The sequence below is a fragment of the Zoogloea ramigera genome, assembly GCF_006539865.1.
Lineage (GTDB): Bacteria > Pseudomonadota > Gammaproteobacteria > Burkholderiales > Rhodocyclaceae > Zoogloea > Zoogloea ramigera.
In genome coordinates this window covers 62,835-85,235 of sequence record NZ_BJNV01000002.1, presented here as the reverse complement: position 1 = coordinate 85,235, position 22,401 = coordinate 62,835, and the positions used below count along the sequence as shown (strand labels likewise).

General features: G+C 65.6%; 21 protein-coding genes and 1 tRNA gene. 1 reads left to right on the top strand and 21 read right to left on the bottom strand.

Annotated elements, in window-relative coordinates; translation table 11 throughout:
• Positions 1-151 precede the first annotated feature (151 nt).
• Positions 152-236, top strand: a tRNA-Leu gene (locus tag ZRA01_RS00525).
• 168 nt (positions 237-404) lie between these two features.
• On the opposite strand, the gene ZRA01_RS00520 is transcribed toward ZRA01_RS00525, so the two are convergent.
• From ZRA01_RS00520 to ZRA01_RS00420, 21 genes are all read right to left on the bottom strand, one after another.
• A complete protein-coding gene (locus ZRA01_RS00520) occupies positions 405-1,715 on the bottom strand; it encodes an adenylosuccinate synthase (protein WP_141348788.1) in 1,311 nt (436 codons plus the stop codon).
• A gap of 5 nt (positions 1,716-1,720) precedes the next feature.
• On the bottom strand, positions 1,721-2,875 hold the full coding sequence (locus ZRA01_RS00515) for an ATP phosphoribosyltransferase regulatory subunit (RefSeq protein WP_141348848.1): 1,155 nt from the start codon (positions 2,873-2,875) through the stop codon (positions 1,721-1,723).
• Between the two features lie 15 nt (positions 2,876-2,890).
• The gene (locus tag ZRA01_RS00510; protein WP_141348787.1) at positions 2,891-3,076 is read right to left on the bottom strand and encodes a DUF2065 domain-containing protein; all 186 of its coding nucleotides are present in this window, start codon (positions 3,074-3,076) and stop codon (positions 2,891-2,893) included.
• Complete coding sequence (hflC, locus tag ZRA01_RS00505; RefSeq protein WP_141348786.1) at positions 3,077-3,994, bottom strand: protease modulator HflC; 918 nt, start codon at positions 3,992-3,994, stop codon at positions 3,077-3,079.
• Positions 3,994-5,265, bottom strand: a complete 1,272-nt coding sequence (gene hflK / locus ZRA01_RS00500; RefSeq protein WP_141348785.1) for an FtsH protease activity modulator HflK — start codon at positions 5,263-5,265, stop codon at positions 3,994-3,996. The genes hflC and hflK overlap by 1 nt, the downstream gene beginning before the upstream one ends.
• A gap of 83 nt (positions 5,266-5,348) precedes the next feature.
• Positions 5,349-6,482, bottom strand: coding sequence for a GTPase HflX (hflX, locus tag ZRA01_RS00495; protein ID WP_141348784.1), 1,134 nt, complete (start codon positions 6,480-6,482; stop codon positions 5,349-5,351).
• Positions 6,483-6,557: 75 nt separating this feature from the next.
• The gene (gene hfq / locus ZRA01_RS00490) at positions 6,558-6,800 is read right to left on the bottom strand and encodes an RNA chaperone Hfq (RefSeq protein ID WP_079434940.1); all 243 of its coding nucleotides are present in this window, start codon (positions 6,798-6,800) and stop codon (positions 6,558-6,560) included.
• A 99-nt stretch (positions 6,801-6,899) separates the two neighbouring features.
• The gene (der, locus tag ZRA01_RS00485; protein WP_141348783.1) at positions 6,900-8,228 is read right to left on the bottom strand and encodes a ribosome biogenesis GTPase Der; all 1,329 of its coding nucleotides are present in this window, start codon (positions 8,226-8,228) and stop codon (positions 6,900-6,902) included.
• Between the two features lie 21 nt (positions 8,229-8,249).
• Complete coding sequence (bamB, locus tag ZRA01_RS00480) at positions 8,250-9,383, bottom strand: outer membrane protein assembly factor BamB (RefSeq protein ID WP_141348782.1); 1,134 nt, start codon at positions 9,381-9,383, stop codon at positions 8,250-8,252.
• Positions 9,380-10,033: a YfgM family protein gene (locus ZRA01_RS00475; protein WP_141348781.1), complete on the bottom strand. Its 654-nt coding sequence runs from the start codon at positions 10,031-10,033 to the stop codon at positions 9,380-9,382. Before ZRA01_RS00475 ends, bamB begins: the two co-directional genes overlap by 4 nt.
• Positions 10,020-11,315, bottom strand: a complete 1,296-nt coding sequence (gene hisS / locus ZRA01_RS00470) for a histidine--tRNA ligase (RefSeq protein WP_141348780.1) — start codon at positions 11,313-11,315, stop codon at positions 10,020-10,022. Before hisS ends, ZRA01_RS00475 begins: the two co-directional genes overlap by 14 nt.
• 31 nt (positions 11,316-11,346) lie before the next feature.
• Positions 11,347-12,597, bottom strand: coding sequence for a flavodoxin-dependent (E)-4-hydroxy-3-methylbut-2-enyl-diphosphate synthase (ispG, locus tag ZRA01_RS00465; protein ID WP_141348779.1), 1,251 nt, complete (start codon positions 12,595-12,597; stop codon positions 11,347-11,349).
• 11 nt (positions 12,598-12,608) lie between these two features.
• Positions 12,609-13,520: a helix-turn-helix domain-containing protein gene (locus ZRA01_RS00460; RefSeq protein WP_141348778.1), complete on the bottom strand. Its 912-nt coding sequence runs from the start codon at positions 13,518-13,520 to the stop codon at positions 12,609-12,611.
• Positions 13,517-14,326: a type IV pilus biogenesis/stability protein PilW gene (gene pilW, locus ZRA01_RS00455; protein WP_141348777.1), complete on the bottom strand. Its 810-nt coding sequence runs from the start codon at positions 14,324-14,326 to the stop codon at positions 13,517-13,519. Before pilW ends, ZRA01_RS00460 begins: the two co-directional genes overlap by 4 nt.
• The gene (rlmN, locus tag ZRA01_RS00450) at positions 14,323-15,426 is read right to left on the bottom strand and encodes a dual-specificity RNA methyltransferase RlmN (RefSeq protein WP_141348776.1); all 1,104 of its coding nucleotides are present in this window, start codon (positions 15,424-15,426) and stop codon (positions 14,323-14,325) included. The genes pilW and rlmN overlap by 4 nt, the downstream gene beginning before the upstream one ends.
• A 45-nt stretch (positions 15,427-15,471) precedes the next feature.
• A complete protein-coding gene (gene ndk, locus ZRA01_RS00445; protein WP_141348775.1) occupies positions 15,472-15,897 on the bottom strand; it encodes a nucleoside-diphosphate kinase in 426 nt (141 codons plus the stop codon).
• 459 nt (positions 15,898-16,356) lie between these two features.
• The gene (gene ccoS / locus ZRA01_RS00440; RefSeq protein ID WP_141348774.1) at positions 16,357-16,554 is read right to left on the bottom strand and encodes a cbb3-type cytochrome oxidase assembly protein CcoS; all 198 of its coding nucleotides are present in this window, start codon (positions 16,552-16,554) and stop codon (positions 16,357-16,359) included.
• A gap of 8 nt (positions 16,555-16,562) precedes the next feature.
• Positions 16,563-19,010, bottom strand: coding sequence for a heavy metal translocating P-type ATPase (locus tag ZRA01_RS00435; protein WP_141348773.1), 2,448 nt, complete (start codon positions 19,008-19,010; stop codon positions 16,563-16,565).
• A 178-nt stretch (positions 19,011-19,188) separates the two neighbouring features.
• Positions 19,189-20,472 carry a TRAP transporter large permease gene (locus ZRA01_RS00430; RefSeq protein WP_141348772.1) on the bottom strand — a complete coding sequence of 428 codons (1,284 nt, stop codon included), beginning with the start codon at positions 20,470-20,472 and terminating at the stop codon, positions 19,189-19,191.
• On the bottom strand, positions 20,469-21,170 hold the full coding sequence (locus tag ZRA01_RS00425) for a TRAP transporter small permease (protein WP_141348771.1): 702 nt from the start codon (positions 21,168-21,170) through the stop codon (positions 20,469-20,471). The genes ZRA01_RS00430 and ZRA01_RS00425 overlap by 4 nt, the downstream gene beginning before the upstream one ends.
• A gap of 90 nt (positions 21,171-21,260) precedes the next feature.
• Positions 21,261-22,265, bottom strand: a complete 1,005-nt coding sequence (locus tag ZRA01_RS00420; protein ID WP_141348770.1) for a TRAP transporter substrate-binding protein — start codon at positions 22,263-22,265, stop codon at positions 21,261-21,263.
• Positions 22,266-22,401 lie beyond the last annotated feature (136 nt).

Sequence of the window (22,401 nt, the reverse complement as noted above, 5' to 3'; positions counted from 1 at the left end):
AATGAACTCCCGGCTCGGCAAGGGGAAATCGTACTTCTGGCACTCCCGCTCGTAGAACGGATCGCTCTGGCGGAATTTGCTTGGCTTTTTTGTGTTTTTTGCTTTTGAACTTGACACGGGATCTTTCTAATCTATAATGGCGCCCATCGCTGCCCAGATGGCGAAATTGGTAGACGCGCTAGTTTCAGGTACTAGTGCCGCGAGGCGTGGAGGTTCGAGTCCTCTTCTGGGCACCAAGATAAAAACCGGTCAAGTTTGATCGGTTTTTTTTCGTCCGTCGTATCCGATCAAACAAGGCCGGACCCTGAAGGAAACATGGCGGATGCCGGCCCTGCCCTGCGCAGCGTGATTCCGGACAGCCCGGCAAGGGCCGCTCACCCGGAATCACATGGCCGGCAGCCCGATCAGACGCCGAAGGGGTGACGCTTGAGAATGGTTTCGTCCCGCTCGGGGCCCGTCGAGATCACATCGATGGACACCTCGCAGATCTCCTCGATCCGGTGCAGGTAGGCTCGCGCTTCCGGCGGCAAGGCATCCCAGGTGCGCGCACCAAAGGTGGTGCCCGACCAGCCCGGCATCGTCTCGAGGATAGGCTCGCAGCGCACGACTTCCTCGGAGCCCATGGGCAGCAGGTCGATACGCTTGCCGTCCAGCATGTAGCCGGTGCACAGCTTGAGTTCGGACAGGCCGTCGAGCACGTCGAGCTTGGTGATGCACAGGCCCGACACGCCGTTGATGATGATGGAGCGCTTCAGCGCGGCCAGATCCAGCCAGCCACAGCGACGCTTGCGGCCCGTCACGGTGCCGAACTCACGCCCGACGGTGGACATCTGGTAGCCCGGCGTTCCCGGCGTTTCAAAGTCGAGCTCGGTCGGGAACGGGCCACCGCCGACGCGCGTGCAGTAAGCCTTGGTGATGCCCAGCACGTAGTGCAGCCGGCCGGGGCCGACACCGGAACCCGCCGCCGCCTGGCCCGCCACGCAGTTGCTGGAGGTGACGAAGGGATAGGTGCCGTGGTCGATGTCGAGCAGCGTGCCCTGGGCACCTTCGAACAGCAGGTTGCCGCCCGCCTTGTTGATCGCGTAGAGGTCGGCCGAAACATCGGTGACCATAGGACGGATCTCTTCGGCATCGGCCATCGCCTCGTCGAAGACCGTCTGAAAATCCACCGGGTCGGCGCCCAGGTGCTGGGTCAGCACGAAGTTGTGGTATTCGAGGTTCTCGGCCAGCTTTTCGGCAAAGCGCTTCGGGTCGAAGAGGTCGTAGACCCGCAGCGCCCGGCGCGCGACCTTGTCTTCGTAGGTCGGGCCGATGCCCTTGCCGGTCGTGCCGATCTTGGCACCGGCACTCTTCTTCGCCTCACGGGCCCGATCGAGGGCCGAGTGGTAACCGAGGATGACGGGGCAGCCCGGGCTGATCTTGAGGCGCTCGCGCACCTTGATGCCGCCAGCCTCGAGGCCGCGGACTTCAGCGAGCAGATGGTGCACATCGAGCACCACGCCGTTGCCGATGTAGCATTCGACGCCTTCACGCACGATGCCCGACGGGACGAGATTGAGCTTGTATTCGGTGGTGCCGACCACCAGCGTATGGCCGGCGTTGTGGCCGCCCTGAAAGCGCACCACGCCCTGGGCATGATCGGTCAGCCAATCGACGATCTTGCCCTTGCCTTCGTCACCCCACTGGGTGCCCACCACGACTACGTTCTTTGCCATTCTTCTTACTCTCCCTGAAGCGGTTCGACCTGCCAGGCACCGCCCCGCAGAACCAGACGCCGGTCGCAGCCGGCCTCACGCCACGTGCCTTCATGGCCGGGCAATTCGATCATTACGTTTTCACCGCCAGCGCGTAGCGCGGCGATGGTTGCGGAGAGGCCCGCCTCTCCCCCTGCCGGCGCCAGGATTGCGCCTGCCGCCACGGGGTCGGGCACCTGGGCCGCGAGCTCCCGCAAATCAAGACTGAAACCAGTGGCCGGACGACCGCGCCCGAAGGCCCGACCGACGCTGTCGTAGCGCCCGCCCAAAGCCAGGGCCACCGGCGAATTGCCGCCGTAAGCCGCAAACACCACACCGCTGTGGTAATGATAGCCGCGCAGATCCGCCAGATCGAAACTGATCGGCAGACCGGCCAGACGGCTCGCCAGCTCCTGCAGATCATCCAGCGCAGCCACGATCTCGGGCTGACGGGGCAACACTTCGCGGGCGCGCGCCAAAACATCGACGCCACCGTAGAGGGTCGGCAGGGCCAGGAGGGCCGCACGGACGCCCTCGGGCGCCTCGACTAGCAGCTCACGCAGCCCTGGCAGATCCTTGGACTGCAGACAATCGAACAGCGCCTCTTCCTTCTGGGGCAGCAAGCCGGCCGTCTGGGCCAGCGCCTTGAAGATACCCACATGGCCCAGGTCGATCCGGGAGGTTCCGACCCCGGCCGTCTGCAGGGCCTCGGCGAGCAGGCGAATGACCTCGGCGTCTGCTTCGATACCGGCGTGCCCATAGAGCTCTGCGCCCAGTTGCAGGGGTTCGCGGGTAGCGGTCAACGACGACGGGACCGCATGGGCCACGCTGCCGCAGTAACACAGCCGCGCCACACCCTTGCGGTTGAGCAGGTGCGCATCGATACGGGCCACCTGCGGCGTGATGTCGGCACGCACCCCCATCAAACGGCCGGACAGCTGGTCGACCAGCTTGAGGGTCTTGAGCTGCAGATCCTGGCCAGCACCGGTCAGCAGCGACTCGAGATATTCGAGCAGCGGCGGCGCAACCAGCTGGTAGCCGTTCAGACGGAAATCATCGAGCAATCGGCGGCGCAGATCTTCCAGCTTCGCCGCCTCGGCGGGCAGAGCGTCCTGGATATATTCGGGTAGAACCCAACGCAACATGGGTAAGGCGCCTCAGGAAAAAACAATCAGGATGACGAGGCCGGCGAGCATCGACGCAAAGCCGACGAAGCGGATCTGCCCGTCGGCCATGCGGATCAGCCGGCTGAAGGTCTCGCGCCAGGTGGCTGGCGCGACGAAGGGGATCACCCCCTCGAGCACCAGCATCAGCGCGAACGCAAGAAGAAGGGTGCGCCCCATTTATTTGGTGCTCTTGGCACCCTTTGCGGCATCGGATGCCGGCGCCGAACGAGCGCCTGCCCCCTTGAGATACTTGAAGAACTCGGAGTTAGGCTCGACGACCATCAGGTCGGCCTTGCTCTTGAAGCTGCTCCGGTAGGCCTCAAGGCTCCGGTAAAAGGCGTAGAACTCCGGGCTCTGGCCAAAGGCCTGGGCGTAGATGGCCGACGCCTTGGCGTCACCCTCACCCTTGACGATCTGGGCCTGGCGGTAGGCTTCGGCGATGATCACCTCGCGCTGCTTGTCGGCATCGGCCTTGATCTTTTCGGCTTCGGCACCACCCTGGGAACGCAGCTCGTTGGCCACCCGCTTGCGCTCGGCCTCCATGCGGCGATAGACCGACTCGGAGACTTCGGACGGCAGGTCGACACGCTTCAGGCGAACATCAACGATCTGCACGCCGATCTTGCGGGAGTCCTGGTCGGCCTTGATCCGCATGTCGTCCATGATCCGGTCGCGCTCGCCGGACACCACCTCATGAACGGTGCGCTTGCCGAACTCCTCGCGCAGGCCGGCATTGACCGTCTGTTCGAGGCGCGTCTTGGCGCGGGCTTCATCGCCGCCCACCGAGATGTAGTACAGCTTGGGATCGACGATCCGCCACTTGACGAACAGATCGACCAGCACGTTCTTCTTTTCGGAGGTAATGAAACGCTCCGGCTCGGTGGTGTCGAGGGTCAGGATGCGCTTGTCGAAGTAGCGGACGTTCTGGATCAGCGGGATCTTGAAATGCAGCCCCGGCTCACTGATCTGCTCCTTGACCTCGCCCAGCTGGAACACCAGCGCGTGCTGGCGCTGATCGACGGTGAACAGGCTCATCGACAGGATGGCGAAGACGAACAGCCCGACGCCGGCAAACAAAGGCAAACGTTCACGCATCAGCGCTCTCCCCGCTCACGGTTACGAATCGACTCACGGGTGCTGCGCGCCTCGCCCGACAAGGCGTCGACGCGCGGCGGCGAGATGTTGCTCTCGGCCGCGGCGGCGGGGCGACCGGCCTGCGGCAAGGCTTCGGCGACAGGCGCGCTGGCCGCTGGCGAAGCGGTGCTCTGCATCAGCTTGTCGAGGGGCAAATACAGCAAATTACCGCTGCCACGGGAGTCCACCATCACCTTGGAGGTGTTGGAGAAGACCTGCTGCATCGTCTCGATGTACATGCGCTGGCGGGTCACCTCGGGCGCCTTGGCGTACTCGGTGTACACCTGCTTGAAGCGCGACGCATCGCCCTCAGCCTGGGCAACCACCCTGCCCTTGTAGGCATCGGCCTCTTCGATCAGGCGGGACGCCGCACCGCGGGCCCTCGGAATCACGTCGTTGGCGTAGGCCTGGCCTTCGTTCTTCTGACGCTCCCGGTCCTGGCCGGCCTTCACGGCATCGTCGAAGGCGGCCTGCACCTGCTCGGGCGGCTGGGCGTTCTGCATCGTCACCTTGCTCACCTGGATCCCGGTGGCGTAGCGATCGAGGATGTCCTGGGTGAGCTTCTGGGCGTTGGCCGCCACCTGCTCACGGCCCTCGTAGAGCACGAAGTCCATCTTGCTCTTGCCCACGATCTCGCGCACCGCGGTTTCGGCCGCCTGGATCACGGAGTCGTCGGCGTTACGGTTGTTGAACAAGTACTGCTGCGGGTCCTTGAGGACGTACTGGACGGCAAACTGGATGTTCACGATGTTTTCATCATCGGTGAGCATCAGCGCCTCTTTCAGCACCTTGTTGCGCTCGGAGCCGCGATAGCCGATCTCGACGGTGCGCACGCCGGTGAGGTTCACCAGCTCGTGGGACTGGATCGGGTAAGGCAGACGCCAGCGCAGGCCAGGCTCGGTGGATTCCTGGAAGCGCCCGAACTGCAGCACGACACCACGCTGGCTAGCGTCGACAATGTAAAAGCCGCTGGCGAGCCAGATCACGGCAACGAACGCCGCGATCAGGCCGATGCCACCACCGAACTGCCGGGAATTGAACTCGGGGAACTTGCTGCCGCCGCCATCACCGTCGCCGGAGCCGCCACCCCGCCCGGGGGTCTTGCCGAACATGCCGGACAGACGCCGATTGAAATCGCGCCACAGCTCGTCGAGGTCGGGAGGCCCCTGATTGCCATCGCCGCCGCGGTTGTCACCGCTGCCCTTACCCCATTTGGGATCGTTTAGAGACATGAGGATGCCTGAGATCACAGTAAAAATCTGCTCCAGGATAGTCGTGAATGCGGAGATGTAGGACCTTGAATGCGGGCGCGGGTTCAACCAGCCTGCGCTGCCGCTGAAATGGCAGCCAGTTCGGCTTTGTGCGCCAGTGCCACGTCGGCGAGCACCTCACGCAGCAGGTCGAGGCCTTCGCCCGTCCTGGCGCTAAGCAAAACGCGCGAGATCTTACCACAAGCGTCCCGCTGCACTTCCGGGCTCGCCAGCGTGGCGTCGATCTTGTTCCAGATCTGGATCTGGGGAAGGCTGCCCGCCCCGATTTCTTCCAGCACGCCATTCACCGCCGCGATCTGCCCTTCCCGGTCTTCGCTGGCCGAATCGACCACGTGGAGCAGAAGGTCGGCAGACACGGTCTCTTCGAGGGTCGCGTGAAAGGCGGCCACCAGCGAGTGGGGTAGATCGCGAATGAAACCAACGGTATCCGACAACACCACGTTGCCCGCCTCGCCGAGGAAAAGCCGCCGGGAGGTGGTGTCGAGGGTCGCGAAGAGCTGATCTGCCGCGTAGGCGCCAGCCTTGGTCAGCGCATTGAACAGCGTGGATTTGCCTGCGTTGGTGTAGCCCACCAGTGAAATGGTGAGCACTTCGCGGCGCTCCCGGGCCCGCCGCCTCACGGCACGCTGCCGCTCGAGGGTCGCCAGCCTGGACTTGAGCAGCTTGACCCGCTCGCCAAGCAGACGACGGTCGGTTTCGAGCTGCTTCTCACCGGGCCCCCGCAGGCCGATACCGCCCTTCTGGCGCTCCAGGTGAGTCCAGCCCCGCACGAGGCGTGTGGACAAGTGCTGCAACTGGGCCAGCTCGACCTGCAACTTGCCCTCGTGGCTCTTCGCCCGCAGGGCAAAGATGTCGAGAATCAGCGCGGAACGGTCGATAACGCGGCAATTGAGCTTGCGCTCGAGGTTGCGTTGCTGCGCGGCAGTGATGTCATGGTTGAAGATGACGATGTCGGCCTCGTTCAGCTGCGCTGACGACCCGATTTCATCCGCCTTGCCCTTGCCGACAAAGTGGGCGGGATCTGGCGCCTGGCGCTTGGCCTGAACCACACCGACCACGCTTGCACCGGCGCTTTCGGCCAGCAAGGTGATCTCTGCCAGACGTTCTTCGAGACTGCCCTGGCCGAAATCAACCTGGACCAGTAGCGCACGCGTCCCCGAAGCAGGCCTTTCAAACACTCGGGCTCCCGGATTGGCAAAGGCCGTGACGCGGCCGGCTCAACGGCTGAGCAAGCGTATGACTGAGCGGATAGGTCAGCTTGCTGCCTCGTTTTGTTCCTGCTGGATATTGACCGGGCGCGCCGGCACGACAGTGGAGATGGCATGCTTGTAAACCATCTGCGTCACGGTGTTCTTCAGCAGCACGACGTACTGGTCGAAGGACTCGACCTGCCCCTGCAGCTTGATGCCGTTCACGAGGTAGATGGAGACCGGAACGTGCTCACGCCGCAAGGCATTCAGGAAGGGATCTTGCAAAAGTTGCCCCTTGTTGCTCATGTTAGAACCTCTATGGTTTTAGTTTGAAATAATTATAGAGCGATTTGCTGCGTTGCAACACGAACAAACAGACCGCTCACTGGTGTGGAAGTGGGCTCTTTAAACCTTGCTTGCAAAGGGGTTATGTGAAGACTTGAATTGTATCCTCAACGGTGTGCCCTGCAATTTGAATGCTTCGAGGAAACTGCGCTCGAGGTAGCGGACATACGACGCCGGCACGTGATCGAGCGCGCTGCCGTGCACGACGATGATCGGCGGATTCATCCCGCCCTGGTGGGCGTAGCGCATCTTGGGGCGGAACCCGCTGTGCCGCGGCGGCTGCTGCTTGAGCGTGGCATCGAGGAGCAGACGGGTCAGCTTCGGGGTTGCCAGCTTGGTCATCGCGGCGGCGTAGGCGCCATCGACGGCCTTCAGCATCGGCACGATGCCCTGCCCCTTCAGCGCCGAGACATACAGGAACTTGGCGAAACCCAGGAAGGGCAGCTTGCGTTCGATGTCTTCCTTGATGCGCTGGCGGCGGTAATCGTCGACGCTGTCCCATTTGTTCACGGCCACCACCAGCGCGCGGCCGGCCTCGACGACGAAACCACCGATGTGGGCGTCCTGGTCGGAGATCTCCTGGCTCGCATCGAGGACCAGCACCACCACGTTGGCCTGTTCCACCGCCTGCAGGGTCTTGATCACCGAGAACTTCTCGACCGCCTCGAAGACCTTGCCGCGCCTGCGCAGGCCGGCGGTGTCGATGAGGGTGTAGTGCTTGCCGTTGCGCTCGAACGGCACCTCGATGGCGTCCCGGGTGGTGCCCGGCATGTCGAATGCGATCACCCGCTCTTCGCCGATCAGCGTGTTCACCAGCGTGGACTTGCCGACGTTCGGCCGACCAACGATGGCGACGCGGGGGCCTTTCTCATCGGCCTCGTCGTCGTCCTCGTCGGCGGGGAAGGATTCGAGCACCAGCTCCATCAGCGCATGCACGTTGTCGCCATGGGCCGAGGAGATGCACAGGGGGTCACCCAGGCCGAGGGCGTGGAACTCGGCCGACACGACGGCGCGGTTCATGCCTTCGGCCTTGTTGACCACCAGGAAGGTCGGGCGGCCCGCCCGGCGCAGGCGCGCAGCGATCTGCTCGTCGTGGGGGGTCAGGCCGTTGCGGGCATCCACCATGAACAGCAGCGCGTCGGCTTCGGCGATGGCCTGTTCGGCCTGCTTGGCCATTTCATGGACGATGCCTTCCTTGGCGACCGGATCGAAACCGGCGGTATCGACCACTAGGAACTCGCGCTCGGCGACACGCCCGAGGCCGTAGCGGCGGTCGCGGGTCAGGCCGGGAAAGTCGGCGACCAGCGCGTCGCGGGTCTTGGTGAGACGATTGAACAGGGTGGATTTGCCCACGTTGGGGCGTCCAACGAGGACGAGGGTAGGTTTCACGCTACGGTGACTCCCTTATTGTTACTGCACGCCGATGGCCTGGAGGCTGCCATTGCGTGTCTGGATGACGATGTCGCCGCCTGCTTTTTGCGGGTCGGCGAGAATCGGACTGGAATCGACGCGGTGGCGGCCAGCGAGGCTGCCGTCGTCTTTCCGGAGAAGATGCACATAGCCTTCGACGTCGCCGACCGCGACGTATTCGCCCATGATCCGCGGGCGCCCGGGGCTGCGGCCAGCGAGCTGATCCTGCTTCCAGACGCTGGCGCCATTGGCGAGATCCAGCGCGTGAACGGCACCTTTCTCGTCGGTCACGAAGACGTTCCGGTCGTCGAGATCAAGGCCCCTGGAGCTGGAAAGGTCGCGCGTCCACAGCGTGGTGCCGTTGCTCATGTCGAAACAGGCGACCCGCCCCTGGTAGGCGACGGCGCAGGTTGCCCGGGGCGTCATCACCGGCAGGCTGGTGATGTCGGCCACCCGCTCGAGCTCGGTCGCACCGCGCGGCACCGCAACGGTGCCCTCCCAGGCCAGGCTGCCGTTGGTGCCATTGACGGCCACCAGCTTGCCCCCCGGATAACCGGCGATGATGAAGTTGCCCTCCATCACCACGCCCGCCGCGTTACGCAGGGCCAGCGCAGGGGTGGCCCGCTGGTACGTCCAGCGGCGCTTGCCGTCGGAGGCGTCGAGGCCGAACAGGCGGCTGTCGGCACTGCGCACCACCACCATGCCGCCCGAGACGGCCGGCGCAGCGAGCACCTCGGCGTTGATGAAGACACGCCACTTGACCTGCCCCGTTTCCGCGTCGAGCGCGATGACCTCGCCCTTGGGCGTGCCCACGGCAACCAGATTGCCATCGGACCCGACACCGCCAGACACGCGGGTCTTGAGAGGCGTCTTCCAGACCGTGCGGCCGGACTCGATCCGCGTCACTTCACCATCCTTGCCAGTGGCAAAAACGGCGCCGCCGCTGATCGCCGGCTGGAACACGAAGACACCAGCGTCGTCCACCCGGGCGCGCCAGCCCTCGTTCATCTTGACCGGGCTCGCCAGGGGTTTGAGCGCCGGCGGCTTGCCTTCCGACGAGAAGGGGTTGAGCGAACTGCAGGCCGACAGCACAAACGCGCCGGCGAGGCTCAGCGCCAGGGTATGCGCCCTCATTGCGCGCCCCCGACGGCGTCAAGCTTGGCCTGGGCGATCTCCCGCAGCGCCGCCGATTCGCTCTTGGTCGTCGTCTCGAGGGCCGTCACGACCGCCTTGTAGGCCGCGCGAGCCTCTTCGCGCTTACCCTGGGCAAGCAGGATGTCGCCCTTGAGGTCGGCAAAGCGTGCGACCAGGCTTTCGTCGGTCGGGGCCTGGAGCTGGGCCAGGGCTTCGTCGTAGGCCTTGTCGTCGAACATCACGGTGGCGAGGCGCAGGCGGGCCAGCTCCCGCAGGGCGGGATCGCTGGCCTTGGTCGCCGCCCAGGCCAGCGGAACGCGGGCGTTCTTGAGGTCACCGGCTTCGGCCTGCACCTTGGCAGACAGCAGCGCGGCCATGTCGGCGTAGGCGGTGCCGTTGTATTTCTCGATAAGGGCGCCGGCCGCCTCGCGGGACTTCTGGGTGTTCTTCTCACTGGCGGCCTTCTGCAGCACTGCGTAGAGCGCGGATGCCTCGGCGGTCTGCTTGCCCTGGTACCACTGCCAGCCCTGCCAGCCAACCGAGGCGAGGGCGGCGGCCACGGCGGCGCCGGTCACGAGGGTGCCGAACTGCTCCCACCAGCCCTTGATCTGGGAAATCTGTTCCTGCTCTTCGAGGTCAAATGCTGCCATCGTCTTCTTCCGATTCGATCAGGCGGTCCGCCAGGGTTTCCGGGAGCACGTCCATCGGGACGCGAATCTGTTCGCCACCGTCGCGCAGGGGCTTGAGGCTGACCTCACCGGCCGCCGCCTCGTCGTCACCGATCACCACGGCGAACGGTGCGCCGGAAGCATCGGCGCGCTTCATCTGCGACTTGAAGCTGCCACCACCACAGTGCAGCGTGACCGCAAAGCCCGTCCCACGCAAGCCTTCGGCGACCCGGAAAGCGGCCCGCTGGGCGGCCTCTCCAGCGTGCACCAGGTACACATCGGGCACCACGCGTTCGGCCTGGCCACCGGACTCCTGCCACAGGGCGAGCAGACGCTCGACGCCCATCGCGAAGCCCGCCGCCGGCGCCGGCTTGCCGCCGAGCTGGGCGACGAGGCCGTCGTAACGGCCGCCGGCGCAGATAGTGCCCTGGGCACCAAGGCGGGTCGTGACCCACTCGAAGACCGTGCGGTTGTAGTAATCGAGGCCGCGCACCAGGCGGTGGTTGATGCGGTACGGCAGGCCGGCGTCCTTGAGGATGGTCTGCACGCCGTCGAAGTGCTTGAGCGACTCTTCGCCGAGGAAGTCGGCGAGCTTGGGCGCCGCTTCGACAATCGCGTGAAGATCGGGGTTCTTGGTGTCGAGGATGCGCAGCGGGTTGGTATAGAGGCGACGCTTGCCGTCCTCGTCGAGGCTGTCCTTGTGGCCCTCGAGGTAGGTGATCAGCGCGGCCCGGTGGGCTGCGCGCTCCTCGCTGCTGCCCAGCGAGTTGATCTCGAGCTTGACGTCCTCGAGGCCCAGGTCGTCCCACAGCCGGGCGCACATCAGGATGTGCTCGGCGTCGATGTCGGGCCCGTCGAAACCGAGGGCCTCGACGCCGACCTGGTGGAACTGGCGATAACGGCCTTTTTGCGGGCGCTCGTGGCGGAACATCGGGCCCTGGTAATACAGGCGCCGCGGGTTGCCGAACAACAGGTTGTGCTGGATCGCCGCCCGCACGCAGGACGCCGTGCCTTCGGGGCGCAGGGTGAGGTGTTCGCCGTTGAGGGCGTCCTCGAAGGAGTACATCTCCTTCTCGACGATGTCGGTGACTTCGCCGATCGCCCGCTTGAACAGCGGCGTCGGCTCGACGATGGGCATGCGGATCGGGCGGTAGCCGTAGCTGTGCAGCCAGTCGCGGACGATGTCCTCGAACTGCTCCCAGACTTCGGCGTCGTCGGGCAGGATGTCGTTCATCCCGCGCACGGCCTGGAGGGTCTTGCTCATGATTCCCTTTGTTGTTCTGATCGGCGCGGGCTCAGGCCGGCGCGCCTTTTCGGGGATAAGTACGGGCCACGTAGGTTTCGATGATGGCCTTGAACTCGTTGGTGATGTTGTCGCCGCGCAGGGTGCGGGTCTTGACGCCGTCCTCGAACACGGGCGCCGCAGGGGATTCACCGGTGCCCGGCAGCGAGATGCCGATGTTGGCGTGCTTGCTCTCGCCCGGACCGTTAACAATGCAGCCCATCACCGCCAGGGTCATGTTCTCGACACCGTCGAACTGTTCGCGCCAGACGGGCATGTTGTCACGCACGAAGTTCTGCACGTCGGAGGCCATCTCCTGGAACAGCGTGCTGGTGGTGCGGCCACAGCCCGGGCAGGCGGTGACCATTGGCGTGAAGGCGCGCAGGCCCATGGTCTGCAGGATCTCCTGGGCGACGACGACCTCCTGGGTGCGGCTGCCGTTGGGCTCGGGCGTGAGGGAGACGCGGATGGTGTCGCCGATGCCCTCCTGGAGCAGCACCGCCAGCGCGGCGGTGGACGCCACGATGCCCTTCGAGCCCATGCCGGCCTCGGTAAGCCCGAGGTGCAGCGGGTAGTCGCACTTGGCGGACATGTCGCGATACACCGCGATCAGGTCCTGCACGCTGCTGACCTTGGCCGACAGGATGATCTTGTCGCGGCCAAGCCCGTATTCCTCGGCCTTGGCGGCCGATTCGAGGGCCGAGGTGACCAGCGCCTCGCGCATCACCGCCATCGCGTCCCTCGGCACGGCACGCTTCGCGTTCTCATCCATGATGCGCGCCAGCACCGACTGGTCGAGGCTGCCCCAGTTGACGCCGATGCGCACCGGCTTGTCGTACTTGCAGGCGATCTCGACGATGGACGCGAACTGAGTGTCGCGCTTGGCGCCCTGCCCCACGTTACCCGGGTTGATGCGCAGCTTGTCGAGGGCCTCGGCGCAGGCCGGGTTGTCGAGCAGCAGCTTGTGGCCGTTGTAGTGGAAATCGCCGACCAGCGGAACGTCGAGGTTCATCTGGAGCAGCTTTTCGCGGATCTTCGGTACCGCCTTGGCGGCTTCGTCGTTATTGACGGTGATCCGCACCAGTTCGGAGCCGGCCCGGGCGAGCTGGGCGACCTGCATCGTGGTGGCGAAGTCGTCGGCGGTATCGGTGTTGGTCATCGACTGCACGACCACCGGCGCGTCGGAACCGATAAGGACATTACCGACGCGCACCTGGCGGGTCTGGCGACGAGCGGCGGCGCGCCCGGAGAGGAGGAGATCCATGGCAGCAGTATTCAATCTAGCTTGAGGCGCCCGACGGTCACCTTGCCGGGGGTCGGGATGTCGACGAGAGTGCCGTTACGCTGGAGCTTAACGTTACGGGCGTTGCCGATGACGAGGGAAACCGGGGCGGAGATGTCGAATGTCTCCTCGGAGCCGGCCTTGCCGAGCCGGGAGAAGACGACCTTGCCGCTCTTGTCCTTGACCTCGACCCAGGCATCCTGGGCAAACTGGAACACCAGCCGGTCACGCCCGGCCTCGGCGGCAGGAGCAGCGGGATTTACCGGCGCAGACTCGGTGACGGTCGGGCTGAGGGGCACCGGGACACCCGCAGCAGCCGGTGCGGCGGGGGCAGGTGCGGGCGCGGCCGGGGCTTCGGCGGCCTTCGGGGCGGGCTCGGCCGGGGGCGGCTGGACGCTGGCCGGCTCACCCTCGGCGACACCTTGCTGGGCATCCGGCGCCGGAAGGGCGAGCTCCTCGGCCGGCTTCTTGCGGAGCGTATCGTAGTACCAGCCCGCCACCACGATGCCGAACAGCACCAGCGCCGCCAGCACGCCCGGGATCACCGAGCGGCGGAAACGCCCGCGCCCCACCTGCGGCATGTCGCCATGGGCGTTGGAGGCCGGCGCGAGCTCCATCGGCTCGCCGGCATCCGGCGCCTGCAGGCCTGCCAGCAGCGGTGCAGCATCGATCTTGAGGAGACGCGCGTAGTTGCGCAGGAAACCCCGCGTGAAGGCCAGCCCCGGAAGCTGCGCGAAACGGCCCGATTCGAGGGCCTCGATCTGGCGCGCGTTCAGCTTGAGCGCGTTGGCGACTTCGGAGATGGAGAGCCCCTGGGCTTCGCGGGTGCGCCGCAGGGTGTCACCCACCGAGGTGTCCTGGGAGGAGGTCGGCGCAGACGACGGCACGGCTTGGGAATCGGTCACTGGTACTGCCCTTGCAAGAAAGCCTGGTATTCGGGAGAGCCGGGGAAACGGCGGCGCAGCTGCTGCACGAGGCTCGCCTCGGCCGCGCGGTCACCGAGCCTGCGCTCGATGCGGATCGCCAACCAGAGGCTCTCGGCCGTCGGCTCGACCGTCTGGTTGATGGCGGCCACATAACGCTTGGCGGCCTCGTAGGCGCCACGCCGGTAGGCAATATCGGCGAGGTGGAAGACCGCCTGATGGTTGCCGTTGTCGAGCTCGACCGCCCGCAGGAAGGCACGCTCGGCAGCTGCGTCGTTGTTCAGCCGCAGCTGGCACAGGCCCACATTGGCGTTGGCCCGGGTGGGTGTCTGGTAATACGGGTTGCGGGCGGCGGCCTGGAGCATCTCGATGCCGGCGGCCTCCTTGCCGGTGGAGCACAGGAACCAGCCGTAGCTGTTCTGGATCTCGGGGTCGCCCGGGGCCAGTGACAGCGCGTGGGCAAAGTTGGCGTCCGCGATCTGGTTTTCTTCGAGGAACATATGCACCAGCCCCATCAACTGATAGGCCGGGGCGTAGCGCGAGTCGTAGGAGATGGCGGCCTTGGCCTCGTCCAGCGCCACACCGTAGCGGCCGACCTGAAAATAAGCCTGACCGAGCTCGACATGGACCTTGGCCTTGCCGCGGGACTCGTCCTTGCCCACCGGCATCTCGGACACCGGCCGCTCCATGCGGGCCAGGGAGCCTCCAGGCTGCGGCCCGACGCAGGCCCCCAGGGCGAGGGCCGCCGGCAGCGCGATGAGCAGACGGGCGACGAGGGAACGATTCATCGGGGTTGCTCCACGATGGGGACGATCCGGGACGCGACCCGGCGCGTCTTGTCGGTGACCTGCCCCGCCAGCTGCCCGCAGGCCGCATCCACGTCGTCACCGCGCGTCTTGCGAGTGGTGGTGACGATGCCGGCGTCGATCAGGATCTCGGCGAAGCGCTTGATGCGCGGCGCCGGCGACCGGTCGAAACCCGAATTCGGGAAGGGGTTGAAGGGAATCAGGTTGAACTTGCACGGCACATCGCGGGTGAGCGCGACGAGCTCGCGGGCGTGGGCATCGCTGTCGTTCACCCCGTCGAGCATGACGTACTCGAAGGTGATGAAGTCGCGCGGGGCGCGCTCTAGGTAACGGCGGCAGGCAGCCATCAGCTCGCGCAGCGGGTATTTCTGGTTGATCGGCACCAGCTTGTCGCGCAGCGCGTCGTTGGAGGCGTGCAGCGACACGGCCAGCGCCGTGGGGCAGGCGTCGCGCAAGCGGTCCATGGCGGGCACGATACCGGACGTCGACACGGTGACGCGGCGCCGGGACAGGCCGTAGGCGTTGTCGTCGAGCATCAGGTTGAGGGCCGACACGACGTTGTCGAAGTTGGCGAGGGGCTCGCCCATGCCCATCATCACCACGTTGCTGATGACCCGCTCGCCGTCGCCGTTGGCGCCAAGCATGCGGTTGGCGAGCCACAGCTGGCCGATGATCTCGGCGGCGCTGAGGTTGCGGTTGAAGCCCTGCTTGCCGGTGGAGCAGAAGGCGCAATCGAGGGCGCAGCCGGCCTGGGACGAGATGCACAGGGTGCCGCGGTTGGTCTCGGGGATGAACACCGTCTCGACCGCGTTGGCGTTGCCCACGTCGAGCAGCCACTTGCGCGTGCCGTCGGTGGAGATGCTGTCGCGCACCGGCACGGGCGGGGTGATGCAGGCCGTCGTTGCGAGCTTGGCCCGCAGCGACTTGGCCACGTCGGTCATCTGGTCGAAATCGGTCACGCCGAAGCGATGCACCCAACGGAGCACCTGTTTGGCACGGAATGGTTTCTCACCCTGCTGGACGAACCAGTCGGTGAGCGCTGCGGCATCGAAATCGAGAAGATTGACCACGTGTAATTCCATCAAGACCGGCGGAAGAAAGAAGTTTCATCCCGCCGGTAGAGATCATCAACGGCTGTAAACGTTCATGCCGGGGAAGAAGAAGGCGATTTCCACGGCGGCGGTTTCGGCGGCGTCGGAGCCATGCACGGCGTTGGCGTCGATGGACTCGGCGAAGTCGGCGCGGATGGTGCCCTTGTCGGCCTTCTTCGGGTCGGTGGCGCCCATCAGCTCACGGTTCTTGGCGATGGCGCCCTCGCCTTCCAGGCACTGGATCATCACCGGGCCGGAGGTCATGAAGGAGACCAGATCCTTGAAGAAGGGGCGCTCTTTGTGCACGGCGTAGAACTCGCCGGCTTCACGCTCGGACAGGTGGGCCATCTTGGCGGCGATGACCTTGAGGCCGGCGCCTTCGAAACGGGCGTAGATCTGGCCGATCACGTTCTTGGCGACGGCATCGGGCTTGATGATGGAAAGGGTGCGTTCAATGGCCATGAGACTAAACTCCAGTAGGGCTGAGGTGGTCGAAAAACCGAAAGCCTGAAATTTTAGCAGGTTGGTACGTCGATTCGGCGTTTTTCGGAACGACGAGACGATTACGGAATGTAAGAGTGCCGCAGCAGGGTATGCCGGGAGATGATGGGAGAACGGTCGACCCGGCTGAGACGGGCGAAAAAAAAGGGTGCGCATCGCGCACCCCCAACCCCAACAGAGAGACTTTAGCTTTGGGCCACCAGAGGGCCCCAAGGACGCGCTTGTTGTTGCTCGTGATCACGTCCTCAACCTGGAACGGATTATGCCGGAGACCAGCGGCGCAGAATTTGACCTGAATCAAAACCATGTCAAGCACAGGGAGAAAGAGGCCGTGGCTGCCGACGCAGACGCTGACGCCCCCAATGGCAGCAAGCGCCGCACCCGCCTGCTGGCAAATTCCAAAGTCGAGGCGTGCTCCCGTCAGGGCGCTGGGCGACGCCCCGGGTCGGGCGCCTTGGCGCGGGCATCGGCGGGTGGCGTATCGTCATCGCTGACGACGCGGTAGCCAGGCCCTTCGAGGTCGTCGAACTGGCCGCTGCGGACGGACCACCAGAAGATGACGGCGATCACGAAGACCAGCACGATCGACAAGGGGATGAGCAGATACAGGCTTTCCATGACCAACCTCAGCGCTTGGCCCCGCGCTGCAGGCGCAAGGCGTTCAGTACGACGAAGAGGGAACTGGCCGACATGCCGATGCCGGCCATCCAGGGCGTCACAAGCCCTGACATGGCCAGGGGCACCGCGGTGAAATTGTAGACGAAGGACCACCACAGGTTCTGCCGGATGATCGTCAGCGCGCGGCGGGACAGTGCGAGGCCATCGGCGAGGGCGCCGAGCCGGGCGCTCAGCAGCACGATGTCGGCCTGGTTGCGGGCCAGGTCGGTACCGCCGCCCATGGCCACCGACACCTGGGCCTGGGCCAGCACCGGCGCGTCATTCACCCCATCGCCGACCATCGCGATCACCGCGTCGCCCTGCTGCAACTGACGCAGGCCGGCGTGCTTGCCTTCCGGGGTCATGCCGCCCAGCGCGTGGCTGACGCCGAGGCGGCGGCCCATGGCTTCGACCGTGGAGGGCGTGTCGCCGCTGAAGATCGAGAGCTTGAGCCCCTGCGCCCGCAGGACGTCGAAGGTGGCCTCGCAGTCTTCCCGCAGCCCGTCGCTGAGCACGAAGCCGCCGAGCCAGCCGGCGGATGAGGCCAGCGCGATCACCGTCCCGCCGCCTTGTTCGGCCTGCTGGAGCACCTCGGGGACGGGCGTGCCAGCGAGGCCGGCGGCAAAGGCGGGGCGGCCGATGCGATATTGCTGGCCGTCGAACTCACCGGCGACGCCCTGGCCGGTGGTGGCAGTCACGGCAAGGAAGGCCGGCAGTGCGACGCCCTCCTCCACCGCCCGAAGGCGCAGGGCCCGGGCGATGGCGTGCTCGGAGCCCTGCTCGAGGGCGGCGGCGAGGCCGAGCACGCTGGCCGGGCTGGCGTCGCCGAGGCAATGGAGCGTCTCGAGGCGCATCTCGCCGTAGGTGAGCGTGCCGGTCTTGTCGAACACGAAATGCTCGGCCCGCGCCAGGGCCTCGATGGCGTGGCCGCGGGTGACGAGGACGCCCATCCGCGCGAGGGCGTCGGTGGCGACGGTGAGCGCCACTGGCGTCGCCAGCGACAGCGCGCAAGGGCAGCTGACCACCAGCACCGACACGAAGACCCACAGGGCGCGGTCTGGGTCATGCCAGTACCACCAGCCGGCGGTGACGCAGGCCAGCACCAGCAGCGCGATGATGAAGTAGGCCGCCACCCGGTCAGCCTGCTGGACGACCCGCGGCTTCTCGGCGGAGGCGCGCTCCATGAGCTGGCGGATCGCCGCGAGGCGGGTGTGCTCGCCGGTGCGGCTGACCCGCAGGCACAGGGGGCTGCTGACGTTGACCGTGCCGCCGGTGATCTCGGCGCCGGGGCGCTTGGGCACCGGGCGGCTCTCGCCGGTGAGGAGGGCCTCGTTGGCCTCGCTCTCGCCGTCGATCACCACACCGTCGGCGGGCACCGTCTCGCCCGGCTTGACGCGGATAACGTCGCCCGGCTGGAGCTGGGAGACGGGCACCCGCTCGCCCTCGCCGGCAGGCCAGGCGGCCAGGCGTTCAGCGAAGGCGGGCAAGGCCTTGCCGAGCTCCTCGACGCCACGCACGGCCTTCTGGCGGGCCAGCATCTCGACGTAGCGGCCGCACAGCAGGAAGAACACGAACATCGTCACCGAGTCGAAATACACCTCGCCCTGCCGGGTGAAGGTGGCCCAGCAGCTGGCGATGAAGGCGGCCCCGATGCCGAGAGCGACGGGCACATCCATCCCCAGCCGGCGCAGGCGCACGTCGCGGAAGGCGTGGCTGAAGAAAGGCGCGGCGGAGTACAGCACCACCGGCGCGGTGAGGATCAGGCTGGCCCAGCGCATCATCACCTCGATGTCGGGGGTGATCTCGCCATCGGCGGCAATGTAGGCCGGAAAGGCGTACATCATCACCTGCATCATCCCGAAGCCGGCCACGAACAGCCGCCACAGGGCACTGCGGCGCTCACGCTGGGAGATCTGCTCGGAGCGGGCCGCGTCGTAGGGATAGGCCCGGTAGCCGATGGCCTGGATCGCCGCGAGGATGTCGGAGAGCTTGATGCGGCGCTCGTCCCAGCGCACGCGGGCACGCCGGGTGGCGTAGTTGATGTCGACCGCCGTGACGCCGGGCTGGTGGGCCACGTGCTGTTCGTTGAGCCAGATGCAGGCCGAGCAGGTGATGCCCTCGAGGATCAGCGCGGCCTCACGCTCGTGCTCGCCGATGGGCTTGACGAAGCCCTGCTGGAAGTCCGGGTGGTCGAAGAGGCCGAGATCCTTCAGCTCGTCGGGCATCGCCTCGCGGGCCTGCTCGGGCATCGCGTCGCGACGCTTGTAGTAGTCGATGAGGCCACTGCTGACGATGGACTGGGCCACCGCCTGGCAGCCGGTGCAGCACATCTGGTGGCGGGTGCCTTCGATATCCACCGCCAGGTCGACCTCGTCGGGGATAGGCAGGCCGCAATGATAGCAATCGTGCTCGGGCACGGAGGGAGTCTGGGGCAACGGCTGGGACAACGCGGGCCTCGCAATCAGGGCCCGTAGCCGGAGGCGGCCACGGGAAACCCGATCTTTTATCACAAAGCTGCGGCGCAGCAAAAGGCTGGGAAGCCCTGCAGCCGGGGCGCGCCGGCCGGCACGCGCTCCATGCTTGCCGCCGCCAGGCTTACATCACGCCCAGCATCCGCGGGAACCACAGCGAAAGACCCGGCCAGTAGGTGACCAGCCCCAGGAACACCAGCATCGACAACAGCCACGGCCAGACGGCCACGGTGAGCTCGGTGATGCCCATCTTGGTGATGCCGGAAGCCACGTACAGGTTGAGACCGACCGGCGGGTGGCACATGCCGACTTCCATGTTCACCACCATGATGATGCCGAAATGCACCGGGTCGATGCCCAGCTTCATCGCCACCGGAAACAGGATGGGCGCAAAGATCAGCACGATGCTCGACGGCTCCATGAAGTTGCCGGCCAGGAGCAGCAGCACGTTCACCGCCAGCAGGAAGGCGATCACCCCCAGCCCGTGGCCCAGCATCCAGTCGGCCAGCGCCTGCGGGATGTTCTCGTTGGTCATGATGAAGGAGAACAGCACCGCGTTGGTGATGATGTAGAGCAGCATCGCCGACATGTTGGCCGAGTTGAGCAGCACCTTCGGCACGTCTTTCAGCGGCATGTCCTTGTAAACAAAGACCGCCACGATGAAGGCGTACATCGCGCTCATCGCCGCCGCTTCGGTGGGGGTGAAGATGCCGGTGTAGATGCCGCCCATCACCACCACGATCAGCAAGAGGCCCCACACCGACTCGCGGAAGGCCTTCACCCGCTCGGCGATGGATGCCTTGGGCTGGCGCGGGTAGTCGAACTTGCGCGCCCGGTACCAGGTGACGCCGCCGAGGGTTGCCGCCAGGGCCAGGCCCGGCACCACGCCGGCCATGAACAGCGCGCCGACCGAGGTGTTGGTGGCCACCGAGTACATCACCATCACGATGGACGGCGGGATCAGGATGCCCAGCGCGCCGGCGGTGGTGATGATGCCCGCGCCGAACTTGTTGGGGAAACCCGCCCGCACCATCGCCGGCAGCAGGATCGAGCCGATCGCCACCACCGTGGCCGGCGACGAACCCGACACCGCCGCGAACAGCGCGCAGGCCAACACGCCAGCCAGGCCGAGGCCGCCGTACCAATGGCCGACCATCGAGGTGGCGAAGTTGATCATCCGCTTGGCCACCCCGCCGTGGGTGAGGAAGTTGCCGGCCAGGATGAAGAAGGGGATCGCCATGATCTCGAACTTCTCGATGCCGGTGAACAATTTGAGCGCCACGGATTCGAGGGGCACCTCGGTCATGGTGAACAGGAAGCTCAGCACCGTGAGGCCGAGGGAGATCGAGATGGGCATGCCCGTCAGCATCAGCACAAGCAGGATGCCGAAGATGATTGCGGCGTTCATTGACGGCCTCCCTTGCCCGGCCCGCGAGAGTCGCCGAGGGGCTTGTGTTTGAGATCGTGCATGTGCAGGTTGTCGTCCATGCCATACACATCCACGTCCACCGGCAGCTGCTCTTGCTCGAGACCATCGACGTGGCCGTGGTCGTGGTGGGGCAGCTCGCCGGTGCGCAGGAAGTTCCAGGCCACCTGCAGGAAGCGGAAGCACATCAGGCTGGAGCCCAGCGGGATGGCGCTATAGACGATCCAGGTGGGCCATTCGAGGTCGGGGGTCGTCGGGCCTTCGGGAATGTCGCCGACTTCCGCACCAGTGAAGGTCAGGAAGGCATAGTGGGCACCGTTCTCCCACACGAAATGGGCGCCCAAGGTGGCAACGATGCCGGTGAACAGCGCGCCGGCGAGCAGCCCGAAGATGATGAAGCGCCCGCGCATGCCATCCGACAGGCGGTTGATGAGCACGTCGACACCCACGTGGATGCCCGTGCGCACGCCGTAGGCCGCGCCGAACTTGGCCATCCAGACGAACATGATGATGCAGAGCTCCTGGGCCCAGCTGAAGTTGAGGGACAGGAGCCAGTCCTGAAGGCCGGGGATGCTGAGCCCGGCCAGGTAGCGATGAACGACCGCGGCGAAGATGATCGCCGTGGCACTGCCCATCAGGAGCGTGATGATCCACTCCTCAAGGTGATCGAGTAATTTCATGCTTGCACCTCGCGAAACGTGACGGCGAGGCAGGGCCGCCCGCGGCGGCGGGGGCTGCCCTGCAACAAAAGGAACTTCGAGCGGACGAAATTACAGCTTCGCGGGGTCGAAGCCGGTTTCCTTGTAGATCGACTCGATCAGGCCCTTGCCGATGCGGCCTTCCATCTTCTGGTGGACCGGCACCAGCGCCTTCTTGAAGGCCAGCTTCTCGTCCTTGGTGGGCACGTACACCTGGGTCTTGCCGCTCTTCTTGATCGCCTCGAGGGACTTGTCGTTTTCTTCCTGGGCGATCTTGTTGGCGTAGGTGGTGGCTTCCTTCATCGCCGTTTCCAGGTTGCCGCGCACGTCGGCGGGCAGGCCGTCCCAGAACTTCTTGTTGGCGATCACCGCGTAGCCCAGGTAGCCGTGGTCGGTCACGGTCAGGTGCTTCTGCACCTCGTGCATCTTCTGGGTGTACATGTTGGAATGGGGGTTCTCGGTGCCATCCACCACGCCGGTCTGGAGCGCCTGGTACACCTCGGAGAAGGCCATCACCTGGGGCAGGCCGCCGATGGTGCGGACTTCCTCTTCGAGCACCTTGGACGACTGGATGCGCAGCTTCTTGCCCTTCAGGTCGGCCGGGCTGCGGATCGGCGTGTTAGCCGAGAACGACTTGAAGCCGTTGTCCCAGTAAGCCAGGCCGACGATGCCCTTCGGCTCGAGCCTCTTCAGGATGCCGGCGCCCACCGGCCCCTGGGTGACCCGGTGCAGGTCGGCGTAATCGTCGAAGATGTACGGCAGATCGAAGACCTCGAACTCCTTCACCCCCAGCGGGCCGAACTTGGCCAGCGACGGCGCCAGCATCTGCACGGCGCCCAGCTGCAGGGCCTCGAGCTCTTCCTTGTCCTTGTAGAGCGCGCTGTTGGCATAGACTTCCACCTTCACCTTGCCTTTGCTCAGCTCTTCCGCACGCTTCTTGAAGAACTCGGAGGCCTTGCCCTTCGGCGTATCGGCGGCCACCACGTGGCTGAACTTGATCACGATCGGCGCCTGGGCGGCGGCACCGGTGCAGAAGCCAACGGCGGCGAGGCTGAACAGAATGGTACGAAGTTTCATGGAAGTCTCCTTTATATTTGGGTGCTGCGTGCTTGACCAACCGAACTCCCCCGACCCAAAACCTCAAGCCGGCAGATGCCCGAAAAGTAGCTTCTGGCGCGGCGGGCGCTCAATTGTGGAAAGCCCTCAGGCCAGC

Coding starts and splice junctions, on each gene's coding strand:
- hfq (WP_079434940.1), bottom strand. CDS start 6,800: ATGAGCAACAAGGGGCAACTTTTGCAAGATCCCTTCCTGAATGCCTTG.
- hflK (WP_141348785.1), bottom strand. CDS start 5,265: ATGTCTCTAAACGATCCCAAATGGGGTAAGGGCAGCGGTGACAACCGC.
- ispG (WP_141348779.1), bottom strand. CDS start 12,597: ATGGATCTCCTCCTCTCCGGGCGCGCCGCCGCTCGTCGCCAGACCCGC.
- hflC (WP_141348786.1), bottom strand. CDS start 3,994: ATGCGTGAACGTTTGCCTTTGTTTGCCGGCGTCGGGCTGTTCGTCTTC.
- ccoS (WP_141348774.1), bottom strand. CDS start 16,554: ATGGAAAGCCTGTATCTGCTCATCCCCTTGTCGATCGTGCTGGTCTTC.
- ZRA01_RS00425 (WP_141348771.1), bottom strand. CDS start 21,170: ATGAAATTACTCGATCACCTTGAGGAGTGGATCATCACGCTCCTGATG.
- ZRA01_RS00430 (WP_141348772.1), bottom strand. CDS start 20,472: ATGAACGCCGCAATCATCTTCGGCATCCTGCTTGTGCTGATGCTGACG.
- hisS (WP_141348780.1), bottom strand. CDS start 11,315: ATGAGCAAGACCCTCCAGGCCGTGCGCGGGATGAACGACATCCTGCCC.
- rlmN (WP_141348776.1), bottom strand. CDS start 15,426: ATGGAATTACACGTGGTCAATCTTCTCGATTTCGATGCCGCAGCGCTC.
- ZRA01_RS00420 (WP_141348770.1), bottom strand. CDS start 22,265: ATGAAACTTCGTACCATTCTGTTCAGCCTCGCCGCCGTTGGCTTCTGC.
- ndk (WP_141348775.1), bottom strand. CDS start 15,897: ATGGCCATTGAACGCACCCTTTCCATCATCAAGCCCGATGCCGTCGCC.
- ZRA01_RS00520 (WP_141348788.1), bottom strand. CDS start 1,715: ATGGCAAAGAACGTAGTCGTGGTGGGCACCCAGTGGGGTGACGAAGGC.
- bamB (WP_141348782.1), bottom strand. CDS start 9,383: ATGAGGGCGCATACCCTGGCGCTGAGCCTCGCCGGCGCGTTTGTGCTG.
- ZRA01_RS00475 (WP_141348781.1), bottom strand. CDS start 10,033: ATGGCAGCATTTGACCTCGAAGAGCAGGAACAGATTTCCCAGATCAAG.
- pilW (WP_141348777.1), bottom strand. CDS start 14,326: ATGAATCGTTCCCTCGTCGCCCGTCTGCTCATCGCGCTGCCGGCGGCC.
- ZRA01_RS00510 (WP_141348787.1), bottom strand. CDS start 3,076: ATGGGGCGCACCCTTCTTCTTGCGTTCGCGCTGATGCTGGTGCTCGAG.